At 57.0% G+C, this 16,053-nt stretch carries 10 protein-coding genes, 2 tRNA genes and 3 rRNA genes; 14 read left to right on the top strand and 1 reads right to left on the bottom strand.

Annotated elements, in window-relative coordinates; all coding sequences use genetic code 11:
- Positions 1-43 precede the first annotated feature (43 nt).
- The 3 genes from mrcB to UF78_RS17115 are packed head-to-tail and all read left to right on the top strand — an operon-like array spanning position 44 to position 3,440.
- Positions 44-2,356 (top strand): penicillin-binding protein 1B, encoded by a 2,313-nt coding sequence (gene mrcB / locus UF78_RS17125; RefSeq protein ID WP_045163429.1) that lies wholly within the window; start codon positions 44-46, stop codon positions 2,354-2,356.
- 53 nt (positions 2,357-2,409) lie between these two features.
- Complete coding sequence (locus tag UF78_RS17120; protein ID WP_045163428.1) at positions 2,410-3,108, top strand: tetratricopeptide repeat protein; 699 nt, start codon at positions 2,410-2,412, stop codon at positions 3,106-3,108.
- A complete protein-coding gene (locus UF78_RS17115; protein WP_045163427.1) occupies positions 3,108-3,440 on the top strand; it encodes a YqcC family protein in 333 nt (110 codons plus the stop codon). Before UF78_RS17120 ends, UF78_RS17115 begins: the two co-directional genes overlap by 1 nt.
- Positions 3,441-3,478: 38 nt before the next feature.
- Here the strand turns inward: UF78_RS17115 and UF78_RS17110 are convergent, their stop codons facing one another.
- Positions 3,479-3,919: a DUF4124 domain-containing protein gene (locus UF78_RS17110; protein ID WP_045163426.1), complete on the bottom strand. Its 441-nt coding sequence runs from the start codon at positions 3,917-3,919 to the stop codon at positions 3,479-3,481.
- A 401-nt stretch (positions 3,920-4,320) separates the two neighbouring features.
- Here UF78_RS17110 and UF78_RS17105 point away from each other — a divergent pair, with 401 nt between their 5' ends.
- The 11 genes from UF78_RS17105 to rrf form a co-directional block, all read left to right on the top strand.
- Positions 4,321-6,045, top strand: coding sequence for an acetolactate synthase 3 large subunit (locus UF78_RS17105; protein WP_045163637.1), 1,725 nt, complete (start codon positions 4,321-4,323; stop codon positions 6,043-6,045).
- 2 nt (positions 6,046-6,047) lie between these two features.
- On the top strand, positions 6,048-6,539 hold the full coding sequence (gene ilvN, locus UF78_RS17100) for an acetolactate synthase small subunit (protein ID WP_045163424.1): 492 nt from the start codon (positions 6,048-6,050) through the stop codon (positions 6,537-6,539).
- A gap of 45 nt (positions 6,540-6,584) precedes the next feature.
- The gene (gene ilvC, locus UF78_RS17095; RefSeq protein ID WP_045163423.1) at positions 6,585-7,601 is read left to right on the top strand and encodes a ketol-acid reductoisomerase; all 1,017 of its coding nucleotides are present in this window, start codon (positions 6,585-6,587) and stop codon (positions 7,599-7,601) included.
- Between the two features lie 153 nt (positions 7,602-7,754).
- Positions 7,755-8,588 carry a CDP-diacylglycerol--serine O-phosphatidyltransferase gene (pssA, locus tag UF78_RS17090; RefSeq protein WP_045163422.1) on the top strand — a complete coding sequence of 278 codons (834 nt, stop codon included), beginning with the start codon at positions 7,755-7,757 and terminating at the stop codon, positions 8,586-8,588.
- Positions 8,589-8,646: 58 nt separating this feature from the next.
- A complete protein-coding gene (gene msrP / locus UF78_RS17085; RefSeq protein WP_045163421.1) occupies positions 8,647-9,657 on the top strand; it encodes a protein-methionine-sulfoxide reductase catalytic subunit MsrP in 1,011 nt (336 codons plus the stop codon).
- On the top strand, positions 9,657-10,274 hold the full coding sequence (gene msrQ, locus UF78_RS17080) for a protein-methionine-sulfoxide reductase heme-binding subunit MsrQ (protein ID WP_045163420.1): 618 nt from the start codon (positions 9,657-9,659) through the stop codon (positions 10,272-10,274). The genes msrP and msrQ overlap by 1 nt, the downstream gene beginning before the upstream one ends.
- 576 nt (positions 10,275-10,850) lie before the next feature.
- A 16S ribosomal RNA gene (locus tag UF78_RS17075) occupies positions 10,851-12,387 on the top strand.
- Positions 12,388-12,478: 91 nt separating this feature from the next.
- Positions 12,479-12,555: transfer RNA gene (locus UF78_RS17070), tRNA-Ile, on the top strand.
- 30 nt (positions 12,556-12,585) lie between these two features.
- Positions 12,586-12,661, top strand: a tRNA-Ala gene (locus UF78_RS17065).
- 249 nt (positions 12,662-12,910) lie between these two features.
- A 23S ribosomal RNA gene (locus UF78_RS17060) occupies positions 12,911-15,801 on the top strand.
- 154 nt (positions 15,802-15,955) lie between these two features.
- Positions 15,956-16,053 (top strand): 5S ribosomal RNA (gene rrf / locus UF78_RS17055); the annotation flags it as partial.

The following is a 16,053-nucleotide window of genomic DNA, read 5'->3' as shown; positions in this document are numbered from 1 at the left end:
AGGCCGTCTGCCGAGTAAATCAAAGTGCGTATAATGCGCCGCCATGACTAAAGCACGCTCCTCTCGTTCCCGTTCCAAACGCCGTTCCGGTGGCGCCCGTCCCTGGCTGGGCTGGATGATCAAGCTCTCCATCGTGGGCCTGGTGGTATTAGCCGGCGTGGCCGTATACCTCGATGCCGTGGTGCAGGAGAAGTTTTCCGGCAAGCGCTGGACCATTCCCGCTACGGTTTATGCAAGGCCTCTCGAGCTCTTCGTTGGGCAGAAGCTCGCCAAGGAAGATTTCCTGACCGAACTCGACGCGTTGGGGTATCGCCGCGAAAAGGCTGTTAATGGTCCTGGAAGCATGTCGGTGGCCGCCAACGCGGTGGAAATGCATACCCGCGGATTCCGGTTTTACGAAGGGGCCGAAGAGTCACAGCGTATTCGGGTGCGTTTTTCCGGCGACTTCGTGGCCGGACTAACACGCAGCGACGGGGGAGCGCTTCCGGTGGCGCGGCTTGAGCCTGTCACCATCGGCGGGCTGTATCCTGCGCACAACGAGGACCGAATTCTCATCAGGCTCGACCAGGCACCGCCTTACCTTGCTGAAACGCTGGTTGCCGTCGAGGATAGAGAATTTTTTGATCACTTCGGCGTGTCGCCTAAGGCCGTCGCACGGGCTGTCTGGGTCAATCTCACTGCCGGCGAAGTGCGCCAGGGTGGCAGTACGCTGACCCAGCAGTTGGTCAAAAATTTCTATTTGACCAACGAGCGCAGCCTCAGCCGCAAAGCCACCGAGGCGATGATGGCAGTGCTACTGGAGCTGCATTACGACAAGAATGAGATTCTCGAGGCCTACCTCAATGAGGTGTTTCTCGGTCAGGACGGCCGACGGTCCATTCATGGGTTTGGATTGGCCAGCCAGTATTTCTTCGGTCGTCCGCTCGCCGAATTGAAAGTGCAGCACATCGCGCTGCTGGTCGGCATGGTGAAGGGGCCGACCTACTACAACCCGCGACGTCATCCGGAGCGAGCCTTAGAGCGTCGGAATCTTGTGCTCGACCTATTGGAAGAACAGCAGGTTTTGACACCAGAAGAAGCTGCAGCGGCTCGGCAGACGCCACTTGGCGTCACGCAGCGGGGTAGCCTTGCCGACAGCTCCTATCCGGCGTTCCTCGATCTGGTCAAACGCCAGCTGCGCGAGGATTACCGCGACGAGGATTTGACCGAGGAAGGATTGAGGGTGTTTACCAGCTTCGATCCGATCCTCCAGCGCAAGGCCGAGCAGGCCATGACGGAAACATTGAAGCGTCTTGGCAAAGCGGCAGAGGGCGTCGAAGGAGCGATGCTGGTGACCAATCCGGAAACCGGAGAACTTCAGGCGATGCTGGGCAGTCGTCAGCCGGGCTTCGCCGGGTTCAATCGGGCGCTGGATGCGTCGCGACCCATCGGATCGCTGATCAAACCGGCTATCTATCTCGCGGCGCTGGAAAAGCCTAGTCAGTACACCCTGACCACTCTGTTGGATGACGAACCGTTCTCGGTCAAGGGCGCCGACGGCCAAGTCTGGAAGCCTCAGAATTATGGGCGCACCGCTCACGGCACGGTTTATCTCTACCAGGCGCTGGCCAACTCCTACAATCTGTCCACCGCGCGCTTGGGGCTCGATCTCGGAGTCCCTCATGTGTTGAAAACACTTGAGCGATTGGGCGCTTCGCCGCAGTGGCCGGCTTATCCGTCGATGCTGCTGGGGGCCGGTGGTCTGCGACCGATCGAGGTCGCCGGCATGTACCAGACGCTCGCCAATGGCGGCTTCAATACGCCGCTGCGCGGTATTCGCAGCGTTGTGGCGGCTGACGGTGAGCCGCTCAGTCGCTATCCGTTCAAGATCGAGCAGCGTTTCGATGCCGGTGCGATCTATCTGACACAATACGCCATGCGACGCGTCATGCTCGAAGGTACAGGGCGCTCGGCCTACAATTACGTGCCGAAGTCGTTGGCGCTGGCAGGTAAGACGGGTACCACCAACGACTCACGTGATAGCTGGTTCGCCGGGTTCAGTCAGGACCTTTTGGCAGTGGTTTGGCTAGGTCGTGATGATAACGGCAAGACTTCGCTGACCGGCGCAACCGGGGCATTGCAGATCTGGGCGGATTTCATGCGTCGGGCTGATCCATTACCGCTGCAGATGCCGTTGCCCGAGAACGTCGAGCTGGCCTGGGTGGATGCGCAAACCGGGCAGGGTACGTTGGAAAATTGCCCTGACGCCGTACAGATTCCCTATATCCGCGGCAGCGAGCCCGCGCCGGGGCCTGGTTGCGGTATTCGAGCCCCAGCTGAATCGGTCATGGATTGGGTTCGCGGTTGGTTGCCCTGAGTGGTCCCAGCTTAATGGAATTTCAAGAGGTTCGAGTATTGAGCAAGCAATGGATGATGGTTGTGGCGGTCGCGGTACTGGTGCAGGGGTGCGCGACGGTTAAGCGAGGGGCGATACCCGTCGTCGATTCGGGTGCGCCGGTGTCGGAGGAGGTCTCGGCACGGCAGCCTTATCGCACTCCTGGTCCGTCTGTTTCCGCAGCGCAACCTACGCAAGATTCAAGCGTCATGGTCATGGTGCCGCAGCAGAATTCGGAGCCGTTGCAGGTCTTCGCGGCGCCGGATGCTGCATTCTCCAGAAGCACGGAGCCGGTACCTGGTGCGCCTGGGCAGTGGACCGCGCCGCAACCGGCCCCGACACCTGCACCAAGCCAGTCCATGCCCAGCGGCATCCCCTCGAATAGCGGAACGCTGTCGGCTGACGAACGGCTTGATGGGCCGGTATTGGCATTGCTTACGACGGCTCAGCAGCAACAAGGCGGGGGTGACCTGAACGGTGCCGCCTCCAGTCTTGAGCGCGCTCAGCGGATTGCTCCGCGGGAGCCTCAGGTGCTTTATCGTCTGGCTCAGGTACGCCTGGCCCAAGGCGACGCCGTGCAAGCCGAACAGCTTTCTCGACGGGGACTGAGCTATGCCAGCGGCCGGCCCGCGTTGCAGGCGAGTCTATGGGAGCTAATCGCCCAGGCCCGTGAGCGCCAGGGTAATACAGCGGGTGCCGCGCAGGCCCGCGAGCGGGCCAAGGTGGCGATGTGATGGATCGCCGCGTTGCCGAGCTGGCCGATCAGTTGCTGCTTATCGAACGTGAATTGCGCGTGCATGACTTATGGGCCTCGTCGCCGCCGGATGCCCAGGCGCTCGCCAGCCAGGAGCCGTTCTGCGTCGATACCTTGTCGTTCGAGCAGTGGTTGCAGTGGATTTTTCTGCCCAGGATGAAAGTGATCCTGGAACGCGATGAGGGGCTACCGACGGTTTCGGGGATTCTGGCGATGGCTGAGGTGGTCTATCGGGGCCGGTCGCAGCAAATGGCCGGCCTGCTGCAGGCGCTGGAAACCTTCGATTTGCTGATCAGTCGCGGCGATAAATGACGAACGCCAGCCGAAGAGCTGGCGTTCGATCCGTTGCCTTAATTGCAGGTCTCGGTGATCTTTTGCCGGGTCTCGCTGATGCGCGCCTGACGTTCCTCTTCATTTAGCCGGCGCACTTCACCTTTCTCTTCGACGCGTACACGCGGATTGTTCTGCAATTGCGCTAGATTGGTCCGCAACGTTGTGCAGTAGCGCTGCCGCTCCGCTTCCTGTTCGGCTACCTGCTGCTTCACCTGTCGATCGATCTTGCGCTGTTCCGATTCGCCCGCCGGCTCGGATTCTACAGGCGCAGCGGCCTCTGCCGCGGCAGGTCTGGGGGGCGGTGTCGCTGTGTTGAGTGTTTCGGCGGATTGGCCCTGCGGTGGCTGCGCGCCGAAATGGGTGACGCCTTGAGCATCCACCCACTTGTAAACCTGGCCAGCCATGACACTGCTGCTCAATGCAAGCAGCAGGCCGCCCGCGAGAATCGTCAAACGCATGCTAATCCCTTCTGTGGATGCAGAACCAAGCCGCTACTATACGCAAAACCCGAGCGACTCCATTCTGCGCTGGATCACAGCTGAAACAGCCCGAAGACCAACAGTGGGCTTGACTTGGCTGAGCCTAATCCGAACAATTCCATGCTTGCTGTTCTGATCGACCGGTTAAACGGGTCGTTCAGTCAATCATGAGGTGCACACCCGCGCCGACTTGTAACACCCGCAACGCGTTACCTCGCGCTGGGAGGAGCGCCCCGCAACACTTTGGGGCTCTCCTAATACTTGCTAGTCAGCAGCTGACGTAGTCGGCGACCACCGTCGCTCATGCGCTGTCTCGCAGTAAACCTATTTCTGGCCGGTCCGACGCGGGGCGGCTATCTGGCGTTCTAGAGGTGAACAACGTGGAACTTTTATCCGGCGCTGAAATGGTCGTCCGCTTCTTGCGTGACGAAGGCGTTAAGTACATCTACGGTTATCCGGGCGGCGCCTTGCTGCACATCTACGATGCGCTGTTCAAGGAAAAGGAAGTCACGCACATCCTCGTTCGCCATGAACAAGCCGCTACTCACATGGCAGACGGCTATGCGCGCGCGACCGGCAAGGCGGGCGTCGTCCTGGTGACCTCCGGCCCAGGCGCTACCAATGCCATCACCGGCATCGCTACTGCCTATATGGATTCGATTCCAATGGTGGTGATCTCGGGGCAGGTTGCCAGCAACATGGTCGGCACCGATGCGTTCCAGGAAACCGACATGATCGGTATTTCCCGGCCAATCGTTAAACACAGCTTCATGATCAAGCATCCTTCGGAAATTCCCGAGGTGATGAAGAAAGCGTTCTATCTCGCTCAGTCTGGACGTCCCGGCCCGGTTGTCGTGGACATTCCGAAGGACATGACCAACCCCGCCGAGAAGTTCGAGTACGCCTATCCGAAAAAGGCCAAGCTGCGCTCCTACAGCCCGGCGGTACGCGGCCACTCCGGGCAGATTCGCAAGGCGGCGGAACTGCTGCTCTCCGCCAAACGGCCGATCATCTACGCTGGCGGTGGCGTGATCATGGGCGGGGCATCATCACAGCTCACCGAGCTGGCGAAGATGCTCAATCTGCCGGTAACCAATACTCTGATGGGCCTGGGCTGCTATCCGGGTAGCGATCGTCAGTTCGTCGGCATGCTCGGCATGCATGGTAGCTACACCGCGAACCTTGCGATGCATCATTCCGATGTGATTCTGGCGGTCGGCGCGCGCTTCGATGATCGCGTGATCAACGGCGCGACCAAGTTCTGCCCGAATGCCAAAATCATCCATATCGATATCGATCCGGCCTCCATCTCCAAGACCATCAAGGCCGACATCCCGATCGTCGGCCCGGTGGACAGCGTGCTTACCGAAATGGTCGCCATCGTCAAGGAAATCGGCCAGACGCCAAACGCCGATACCGTTGCCAGCTGGTGGAAGCAGATCGAGGAGTGGCGCGGCAACCGCGGCCTGTTCCCCTATGACAAGGGCGACGGCACCATCATCAAGCCGCAAGCGGTCATCGAAACCCTGTGCGAGGTGACCCGCGGCGAGGCCTATGTCGCCTCCGATGTCGGCCAGCACCAGATGTTCGCGTCCCAATACTACCGGTTCGACAAGCCCAACCGCTGGCTCAACTCGGGTGGTCTCGGCACCATGGGCTTCGGCTTCCCCGCCGCCATGGGGGCCAAGCTCAACTTCCCCGAAGCCGACGTCGCCTGCGTGACTGGCGAGGGCAGCATCCAGATGAACATCCAGGAGCTGTCGACCTGCCTGCAATACGACCTGCCGGTGAAGATTGTCAATCTCAACAACGGTGCGCTGGGCATGGTTCGCCAATGGCAAGACATGCAGTACAACAGCCGCTACTCGCACTCCTACATGGAATCCCTGCCGGACTTCGTCAAACTGGTCGAGGCCTATGGGCACGTGGGGATGCGCATTACCGACCTCAAAGATCTCAAGCCGAAGATGGAAGAGGCCTTCGCCATGAAGGACCGCCTGGTCTTCCTCGATATCGCCGTCGACACCAGTGAGCATGTGTACCCGATGCAAATCAAAGACGGCGCGATGCGCGACATGTGGCTCAGCAAGACGGAGCGGACCTGATCATGAGACACATCATTTCCCTGCTGATGGAAAACGAACCGGGTGCATTGTCCCGTGTGGTTGGACTGTTCTCGCAGCGCAACTACAACATCGAAAGCCTGACCGTCGCGCCGACCGAAGACCCAACCCTTTCGCGCCTGACGCTGACCACCGCTGGTCACGAAGAGGTGATCGAGCAGATCACCAAGAACCTCAACAAGCTGATCGAGGTGGTCAAGTTGGTGGATCTGTCGGAAAGCGCTCACATCGAGCGTGAGCTGATGCTGATCAAAGTGAAGGCCACCGGCGCGCAACGCGCTGAGGTCAAGCGCACCACGGACATCTTCCGCGGCCAGATCGTCGATGTGACGGCCAATGTGTACACCATCCAGCTGGCCGGTACGACCGACAAGCTGGACAGTTTCATCCAGGCGGTCGGTACCGCGTCGATCCTGGAAGTCGTGCGCAGCGGTGTTACCGGGATTTCCCGTGGCGACAAAGTGCTGAGCATCTAATTAGTTTAATGAATGGCCCGACCGGCCAGTAACAGGGGTAATTCCATGAAAGTTTTCTACGATAAAGATTGCGACCTCTCCATCATCCAGGGCAAGAAGGTTGCGATCATCGGTTACGGCTCCCAGGGTCATGCGCATGCCTGCAACCTGAAGGATTCAGGCGTTGATGTCACTGTAGGTCTACGTGCGGGCTCGCCATCGGTTGCCAAGGCCGAAGCTCACGGTCTGAAGGTCGACAATGTTGCAGCTGCTGTTGCCGCTGCCGATGTGGTGATGATCCTTACCCCGGACGAGTTCCAGGGCCGCCTGTACCGTGACGAGATCGAGCCAAACCTGAAGAAGGGCGCTACCCTGGCCTTCGCTCACGGCTTCTCGATCCATTACAACCAGGTCGTGCCGCGTGCTGACCTCGACGTGATCATGATCGCGCCGAAGGCTCCAGGCCACACCGTGCGTTCCGAGTTCGTCAAGGGCGGCGGCATCCCCGATCTGATCGCCATCTACCAGGATGCCTCCGGTAATGCCAAGAACGTTGCGCTGTCCTACGCCTCGGGTGTTGGCGGTGGCCGTACCGGCATCATCGAGACGACCTTCAAGGACGAAACCGAAACCGACCTGTTCGGCGAGCAAGCCGTTCTCTGCGGTGGTTGTGTCGAGCTGGTCAAGGCCGGCTTCGAAACACTGGTCGAAGCGGGCTACGCGCCGGAAATGGCCTATTTCGAGTGCTTGCACGAGCTGAAGCTGATCGTCGACCTGATGTTCGAAGGTGGCATCGCCAACATGAATTACTCGATCTCCAACAACGCCGAGTACGGTGAGTACGTGACCGGCCCGGAGGTCATCAACGCCGAATCCCGTGCCGCGATGCGCAACGCACTTAAGCGCATTCAGGACGGTGAATACGCCAAGATGTTCATCACCGAAGGCGCTGCCAACTACCCGTCGATGACTGCCTACCGCCGCAACAATGCCGCTCACGGCATCGAAGTGGTTGGTGAGAAGCTGCGTTCCATGATGCCGTGGATCGCTGCCAACAAGATCGTGGACAAGAGCAAGAACTGATAGCGATCCTGCTTGAAAAAAGAACGCGGCCTCGGCCGCGTTTTTTCATTGGATCTGCTGGCTTCTGGTATAAAACCGCTGCCGGCGCTTGGCTGAACCCGCAGTGCTGGGGTCTGTCGAAATCATTCACACCTGCTGTAAGGTAAAAACTACATGAGTGAGCATCCCGAAGAGCCGAACAAGCCAGTCGAGCCGGAGAGCTTGCTGCCGATCGACGAGCATGTCGAAGAAATCCAGGATTCCGAAGGGCGCAAAGTGCGTCATCGCGGCATTTACTTGCTCCCCAACCTGTTCACCACGGCCAACCTCTTCGCCGGTTTCTTCTGCATTATCACGGCGATCAACGGCAACTTTTATGTCGCTGCCGCCACGGTATTCGTGGCGATGGTGCTCGATAGTCTGGATGGCCGGGTGGCGCGCTTGACCAACACCCAGAGTGCTTTCGGTGCCGAATACGATTCGCTGTCGGACATGGTCGCCTTCGGTCTCGCACCCGCCGTACTGGCTTATGAATGGGCGTTGTCGGGATTGGGCAATGTCGGGCTTACCGTCGCGTTCATTTATGTGGCATGCGCGGCGCTGCGTCTTGCACGGTTCAACACGCAGATCGGGAAAGTCGACAAGCGCTGGTTCATCGGCCTGGCCAGCCCGGCTGCCGCCGGTGTAGTTGCCGGCTCGGTGTGGGCGGTGTGGGCGCTGGACGAGCCGGGCATCCGCGGCGCGGATCTGCCGATCGCCGTGGTGATGCTGTTTGCTCTGTTGGTCGCCCTGGCCGGCCTGTTGATGGTCAGCAACATCAAGTACTACAGCTTCAAGGACCTGGATCTCAAAGGGCGGGTGCCCTTCGTGGCGATCCTGGTGGTGGTCCTGGTCTTCGCCGTAGTGTTCAGCGATCCGCCGCGTATCCTGCTATTGGTCTTCCTTGCCTATGCCGCTTCCGGGCCTGTGCAATTCCTGATGCGTCGTCGCAAACGCGTCGAGAGTTGATTTCCAGAGTGATCCGCTGTCTATTGAATGGCCCAGGCCTAAGGCAGCGGAGCACATCATGCTTATCAAGATCCCTCGTCGCAGCGATTGCCATGAATCCGAGGTGACCCCAGAAGCGCTTTATCTGAATCGCCGGCAGGTCATGCAAGGGGCTGCGCTGTCTGTCACCTGCGCGGGCTTGCCGCTGATGGCCGGCGCGCAGGAAGGGCGGTACGAAGGTGTCGACGCGGACGATGCGCCTGCTTGGTTCGATGCCAAGCGCGGTGAGGCGCGTTGGGAAGCCGTTGTCGCCAAAGGCGAGGCCATCACGCCCTATCGCGATGCGACGCACTACAACAACTTCTATGAATTCGGCCCGGACAAGGGCGATCCGGCAGCTCATGCGCCCAAGCTCGTCACCGAGCCCTGGACGGTCATGGTCGATGGTGAAGTAGCGAACCCGGGGGCCTACTCCGTCGAAGACCTGTTTGCGGCGCCCCGGCTCGAGGAGCGTATCTATCGCTTGCGTTGCGTCGAGGCGTGGTCGATGGTCATCCCGTGGCTGGGCTTTCCGCTAGCTGAACTGGTCCGCCGCCTCGAGCCCACCTCCAACGCTAAGTTCGTGCGTTTCGAGACCCTGGCCAGGCCCGAGCAAATGCCAGGAATGCGTACGGGTTTTTCGCTGATCGACTGGCCCTACGTCGAGGGGTTGAGGATGGACGAAGCGATGCATCCGCTGAGTTTGATGGTGGTCGGCATGTATGGTCGCGTACTGCCCAACCAGAATGGCGCGCCCCTGCGCCTGATTGTTCCATGGAAGTATGGTTTCAAGAGCGTCAAGTCCATTGTGCGCATCAGCTTCGTTCGGGAGCAGCCGGCAACCACTTGGCAGACAATGGCGCCTCAGGAATATGGCTTCTATGCGAACGTAAATCCCGACGTCTCCCATCCTCGATGGTCTCAGGCGAGGGAGCGACGACTGCCCGGTAGTTTGTTCAGTCCCAACGTCAGGGCAACGCTTGCATTCAATGGATATGCCGATGAAGTTTCGAGCCTGTACGCCGGAATGGATCTGAGCAAGGACTATTGATGCGCTGCCCATGGTGGCGGCTGCTGTTGTTCCTGGCCGCGGCGAGCGTGCCTTGCTATTGGCTGTACTTGGGGGCTATCGCGGCACTGGGCCCCGACCCTGGCAAGGTGCTGGTGGACAACTTGGGGCAAGGCGCTCTGGTGATGCTGCTGTGCTCGCTCGCAATGACGCCGTTGCAGCGACTCACAGGCTGGTCCGGATGGATCGCATTCCGTCGCCAGCTGGGGCTGTGGTCGTTTGCCTATGCAGTGCTGCACGTCTCGGCCTATCTGTATTTTTTGCTGGGGCTCGACTTCACCGGCTTCACGGCTGAACTCGTCGAGCGGCCCTATATCGCCGTGGGCGCGATTGCGCTGCTGGGGTTGTCGGCACTCGCCGCTACGTCCAACCGTGGGAGCATGCGCAAGCTGGGCAAGCGCTGGAAGAAACTGCATCGGATCGTTTATCCGATTGTCCTGATTGTGCTGCTGCACATGCTGTGGGTCGTGCGAGCTGACGCTGGGCGCTGGGCGCTTTACGCCACGGTTGCTGCTGTCCTGCTGCTGGCACGGTTGCCATCGGTAGAAAGAAAGCTCGCTGGCCGCGGCAGGGCGAAGCGAGTGCGGTCTATTGATTGAAATAAAACTGAAAACAACCGTTGACGTGGTTTTGTGAGTGCCTATAATGCGCACCTTCTCCGGCGCAGGCCTTTGGCGAAACTTCTTGTAAATCAAGAAGTTAGATAAAATAAAGGCTTGCACGGAAGGCGGATTCGAGTAGAATGCGCCGGGCTGGCAGGGTGGAGGTTGAGTCCTGTTGGCGCTTCGGTCGGGTTGATCGGAGGCGGTTGAAAGAGGTGGTTGACAGCGGTTTTGGACGCTGTATGATTCGCCTCCCGCTGACGAGAGACGCGAGATTGATCGGAAGCGCAAGCGGTTGAGAAGAAAGAAAAACTTCTTCAAAAACAGCTTGACGAGAAACAAGGCTGCTGTAGAATGCGCGGCCTCGGTTGAGACGAAAGACTTGATCGAAACGCTCTTTAACAACTGAATCAAGCAATTCGTGTGGGTGCTTGTGAGGTAAGACTGATGGTCAGCAAGATTATCAGCATCACAATGTACTCAACGAGAAATCATTGAGTGCTCTTCTTTTAGGAGAAGAGATTTGCGATTGCTGAGCCAAGTTTAGGGTTTTCTCAAAACCCAAGCAGTATTGAACTGAAGAGTTTGATCATGGCTCAGATTGAACGCTGGCGGCAGGCCTAACACATGCAAGTCGAGCGGATGAAGGGAGCTTGCTCCCTGATTCAGCGGCGGACGGGTGAGTAATGCCTAGGAATCTGCCTGGTAGTGGGGGACAACGTTTCGAAAGGAACGCTAATACCGCATACGTCCTACGGGAGAAAGCAGGGGACCTTCGGGCCTTGCGCTATCAGATGAGCCTAGGTCGGATTAGCTAGTTGGTGAGGTAATGGCTCACCAAGGCGACGATCCGTAACTGGTCTGAGAGGATGATCAGTCACACTGGAACTGAGACACGGTCCAGACTCCTACGGGAGGCAGCAGTGGGGAATATTGGACAATGGGCGAAAGCCTGATCCAGCCATGCCGCGTGTGTGAAGAAGGTCTTCGGATTGTAAAGCACTTTAAGTTGGGAGGAAGGGCAGTAAGCTAATACCTTGCTGTTTTGACGTTACCGACAGAATAAGCACCGGCTAACTTCGTGCCAGCAGCCGCGGTAATACGAAGGGTGCAAGCGTTAATCGGAATTACTGGGCGTAAAGCGCGCGTAGGTGGTTTGTTAAGTTGGATGTGAAAGCCCCGGGCTCAACCTGGGAACTGCATCCAAAACTGGCAAGCTAGAGTATGGCAGAGGGTGGTGGAATTTCCTGTGTAGCGGTGAAATGCGTAGATATAGGAAGGAACACCAGTGGCGAAGGCGACCACCTGGGCTAATACTGACACTGAGGTGCGAAAGCGTGGGGAGCAAACAGGATTAGATACCCTGGTAGTCCACGCCGTAAACGATGTCGACTAGCCGTTGGGATCCTTGAGATCTTAGTGGCGCAGCTAACGCATTAAGTCGACCGCCTGGGGAGTACGGCCGCAAGGTTAAAACTCAAATGAATTGACGGGGGCCCGCACAAGCGGTGGAGCATGTGGTTTAATTCGAAGCAACGCGAAGAACCTTACCAGGCCTTGACATGCAGAGAACCTTCCAGAGATGGAGGGGTGCCTTCGGGAGCTCTGACACAGGTGCTGCATGGCTGTCGTCAGCTCGTGTCGTGAGATGTTGGGTTAAGTCCCGTAACGAGCGCAACCCTTGTCCTTAGTTACCAGCACGTAATGGTGGGCACTCTAAGGAGACTGCCGGTGACAAACCGGAGGAAGGTGGGGATGACGTCAAGTCATCATGGCCCTTACGGCCTGGGCTACACACGTGCTACAATGGTCGGTACAAAGGGTTGCCAAGCCGCGAGGTGGAGCTAATCCCATAAAACCGATCGTAGTCCGGATCGCAGTCTGCAACTCGACTGCGTGAAGTCGGAATCGCTAGTAATCGTGAATCAGAATGTCACGGTGAATACGTTCCCGGGCCTTGTACACACCGCCCGTCACACCATGGGAGTGGGTTGCTCCAGAAGTAGCTAGTCTAACCTTCGGGGGGACGGTTACCACGGAGTGATTCATGACTGGGGTGAAGTCGTAACAAGGTAGCCGTAGGGGAACCTGCGGCTGGATCACCTCCTTAATCGAAGACTTCAGCTTCTTCATAAGTTCCCACACGAATTGCTTGATTCACTAGCGAAAAGCGATTGGGTTTCGACCCGAGAGAGACGATTGGGTCTGTAGCTCAGTTGGTTAGAGCGCACCCCTGATAAGGGTGAGGTCGGCAGTTCGAATCTGCCCAGACCCACCAATTGTCATGGGATGTGGCCGATCTGTAGATGGGGCCATAGCTCAGCTGGGAGAGCGCCTGCTTTGCACGCAGGAGGTCAGCGGTTCGATCCCGCTTGGCTCCACCATTAACTCGATAATCGCTGAAAGCACAGAAATGAATGCGCTCTTTGAGTGTATTGATTTCTGGTCTTTGCGCCAGTAACTGTTCTTTAAAAATTTGGGTATGTGATAGAAGTAGATTTGGGTAATTACTTTCACTGGTGATTATTCAAGTCAAGGTAAAATTTGCGAGTTGCTCGAGAGAGCGAAATGCGGATTTTCGGCGAATGTCGTCTTCACGTTATAGACAGTAACCAGATTGCTTGGGGTTATATGGTCAAGTGAAGAAGCGCATACGGTGGATGCCTTGGCAGTCAGAGGCGATGAAAGACGTGGTAGCCTGCGAAAAGCTTCGGGGAGTCGGCAAACAGACTGTGATCCGGAGATGTCTGAATGGGGGAACCCAGCCATCATAAGATGGTTATCACACACTGAATACATAGGTGTGTGAGGCGAACCAGGGGAACTGAAACATCTAAGTACCCTGAGGAAAAGAAATCAACCGAGATTCCCTTAGTAGTGGCGAGCGAACGGGGACTAGCCCTTAAGCTTCTTTGATTTTAGCGGAACGCTCTGGAAAGTGCGGCCATAGTGGGTGATAGCCCTGTACGCGAAAGGATCTTAGAAGTGAAATCGAGTAGGACGGAGCACGAGAAACTTTGTCTGAATATGGGGGGACCATCCTCCAAGGCTAAATACTACTGACTGACCGATAGTGAACTAGTACCGTGAGGGAAAGGCGAAAAGAACCCCGGAGAGGGGAGTGAAATAGATCCTGAAACCGTATGCGTACAAGCAGTGGGAGCCTACTTTGTTAGGTGACTGCGTACCTTTTGTATAATGGGTCAGCGACTTATTTTCAGTGGCGAGCTTAACCGAATAGGGGAGGCGTAGCGAAAGCGAGTCTTAATAGGGCGTCTAGTCGCTGGGAATAGACCCGAAACCGGGCGATCTATCCATGGGCAGGTTGAAGGTTGGGTAACACTAACTGGAGGACCGAACCGACTACCGTTGAAAAGTTAGCGGATGACCTGTGGATCGGAGTGAAAGGCTAATCAAGCTCGGAGATAGCTGGTTCTCCTCGAAAGCTATTTAGGTAGCGCCTCGTGTATCACTGCTGGGGGTAGAGCACTGTTTCGGCTAGGGGGTCATCCCGACTTACCAAACCGATGCAAACTCCGAATACCAGCAAGTGTCAGCACGGGAGACACACGGCGGGTGCTAACGTCCGTCGTGAAAAGGGAAACAACCCAGACCGTCAGCTAAGGTCCCAAAATCCTGGTTAAGTGGGAAACGATGTGGGAAGGCTCAGACAGCTAGGAGGTTGGCTTAGAAGCAGCCACCCTTTAAAGAAAGCGTAATAGCTCACTAGTCGAGTCGGCCTGCGCGGAAGATGTAACGGGGCTCAAACCAGGTACCGAAGCTACGGGTTCAACGTAAGTTGAGCGGTAGAGGAGCGTTCTGTAAGCCTGTGAAGGTGAGTTGAGAAGCTTGCTGGAGGTATCAGAAGTGCGAATGCTGACATGAGTAACGACAATGCGAGTGAAAAACTCGCACGCCGAAAGACCAAGGGTTCCTGCGCAACGTTAATCGACGCAGGGTGAGTCGGTCCCTAAGGCGAGGCTGAAGAGCGTAGTCGATGGGAAACGGGTTAATATTCCCGTACTTCTAGTTACTGCGATGGGGGGACGGAGAAGGCTAGGCCAGCTTGGCGTTGGTTGTCCAAGTTTAAGGTGGTAGGCAGAGGTCTTAGGTAAATCCGGGATCTTAATGCCGAGAACTGATGACGATCCTTCTTTTAGAAGGAGAAGTGGTTGATGCCATGCTTCCAGGAAAAGCCTCTAAGCTTCAGGTAACTAGGAACCGTACCCCAAACCGACACAGGTGGTTGGGTAGAGAATACCAAGGCGCTTGAGAGAACTCGGGTGAAGGAACTAGGCAAAATGGCACCGTAACTTCGGGAGAAGGTGCGCCGGTGAGGGTGAAGGGTTTACCCCGTAAGCTCATGCCGGTCGAAGATACCAGGCCGCTGCGACTGTTTATTAAAAACACAGCACTCTGCAAACACGAAAGTGGACGTATAGGGTGTGACGCCTGCCCGGTGCCGGAAGGTTAATTGATGGGGTTAGCGCAAGCGAAGCTCTTGATCGAAGCCCCGGTAAACGGCGGCCGTAACTATAACGGTCCTAAGGTAGCGAAATTCCTTGTCGGGTAAGTTCCGACCTGCACGAATGGCGTAACGATGGCGGCGCTGTCTCCACCCGAGACTCAGTGAAATTGAAATCGCTGTGAAGATGCAGTGTATCCGCGGCTAGACGGAAAGACCCCGTGAACCTTTACTATAGCTTTGCACTGGACTTTGAATTTGCTTGTGTAGGATAGGTGGGAGGCTTTGAAGCGTGGACGCCAGTTCGCGTGGAGCCAACCTTGAAATACCACCCTGGCAACTTTGAGGTTCTAACTCTGGTCCGTTATCCGGATCGAGGACAGTGTATGGTGGGTAGTTTGACTGGGGCGGTCTCCTCCTAAAGAGTAACGGAGGAGTACGAAGGTGCGCTCAGACCGGTCGGAAATCGGTCGTAGAGTATAAAGGCAAAAGCGCGCTTGACTGCGAGACAGACACGTCGAGCAGGTACGAAAGTAGGTCTTAGTGATCCGGTGGTTCTGTATGGAAGGGCCATCGCTCAACGGATAAAAGGTACTCCGGGGATAACAGGCTGATACCGCCCAAGAGTTCATATCGACGGCGGTGTTTGGCACCTCGATGTCGGCTCATCACATCCTGGGGCTGAAGCCGGTCCCAAGGGTATGGCTGTTCGCCATTTAAAGTGGTACGCGAGCTGGGTTTAGAACGTCGTGAGACAGTTCGGTCCCTATCTGCCGTGGACGTTTGAGATTTGAGAGGGGCTGCTCCTAGTACGAGAGGACCGGAGTGGACGAACCTCTGGTGTTCCGGTTGTCACGCCAGTGGCATTGCCGGGTAGCTATGTTCGGAAGAGATAACCGCTGAAAGCATCTAAGCGGGAAACTTGCCTCAAGATGAGATCTCACTGGAGCCTTGAGCTCCCTGAAGGGCCGTCGAAGACTACGACGTTGATAGGTGGGGTGTGTAAGCGCTGTGAGGCGTTGAGCTAACCCATACTAATTGCCCGTGAGGCTTGACCATATAACACCCAAACAATTTGATGTTTGCGTGTCAGACGGTTGAAGTCGACAAACAAACCGAAAAGACGCATCGCTCGCAAGCGAAACCAATACAGCAACACCATCACATACCCAATTAGGGGAAGCGACTGAACACCGACTCCCCAACCGAATTGCTTGACGACCATAGAGCGTTGGAACCACCTGATCCCATCCCGAACTCAGAAGTGAAACGACGCATCGCCGATGGTAGTGTGGGGTCTCCCCATGTGAG

The sequence above is a fragment of the Stutzerimonas stutzeri genome, from assembly GCF_000952685.1.
Taxonomy (GTDB): Bacteria; Pseudomonadota; Gammaproteobacteria; order Pseudomonadales; family Pseudomonadaceae; genus Stutzerimonas; species Stutzerimonas stutzeri_E.
The sequence above is the reverse complement of the archived record's forward strand: the minus strand, read 5'-3'. Positions and strand labels throughout refer to the sequence as shown.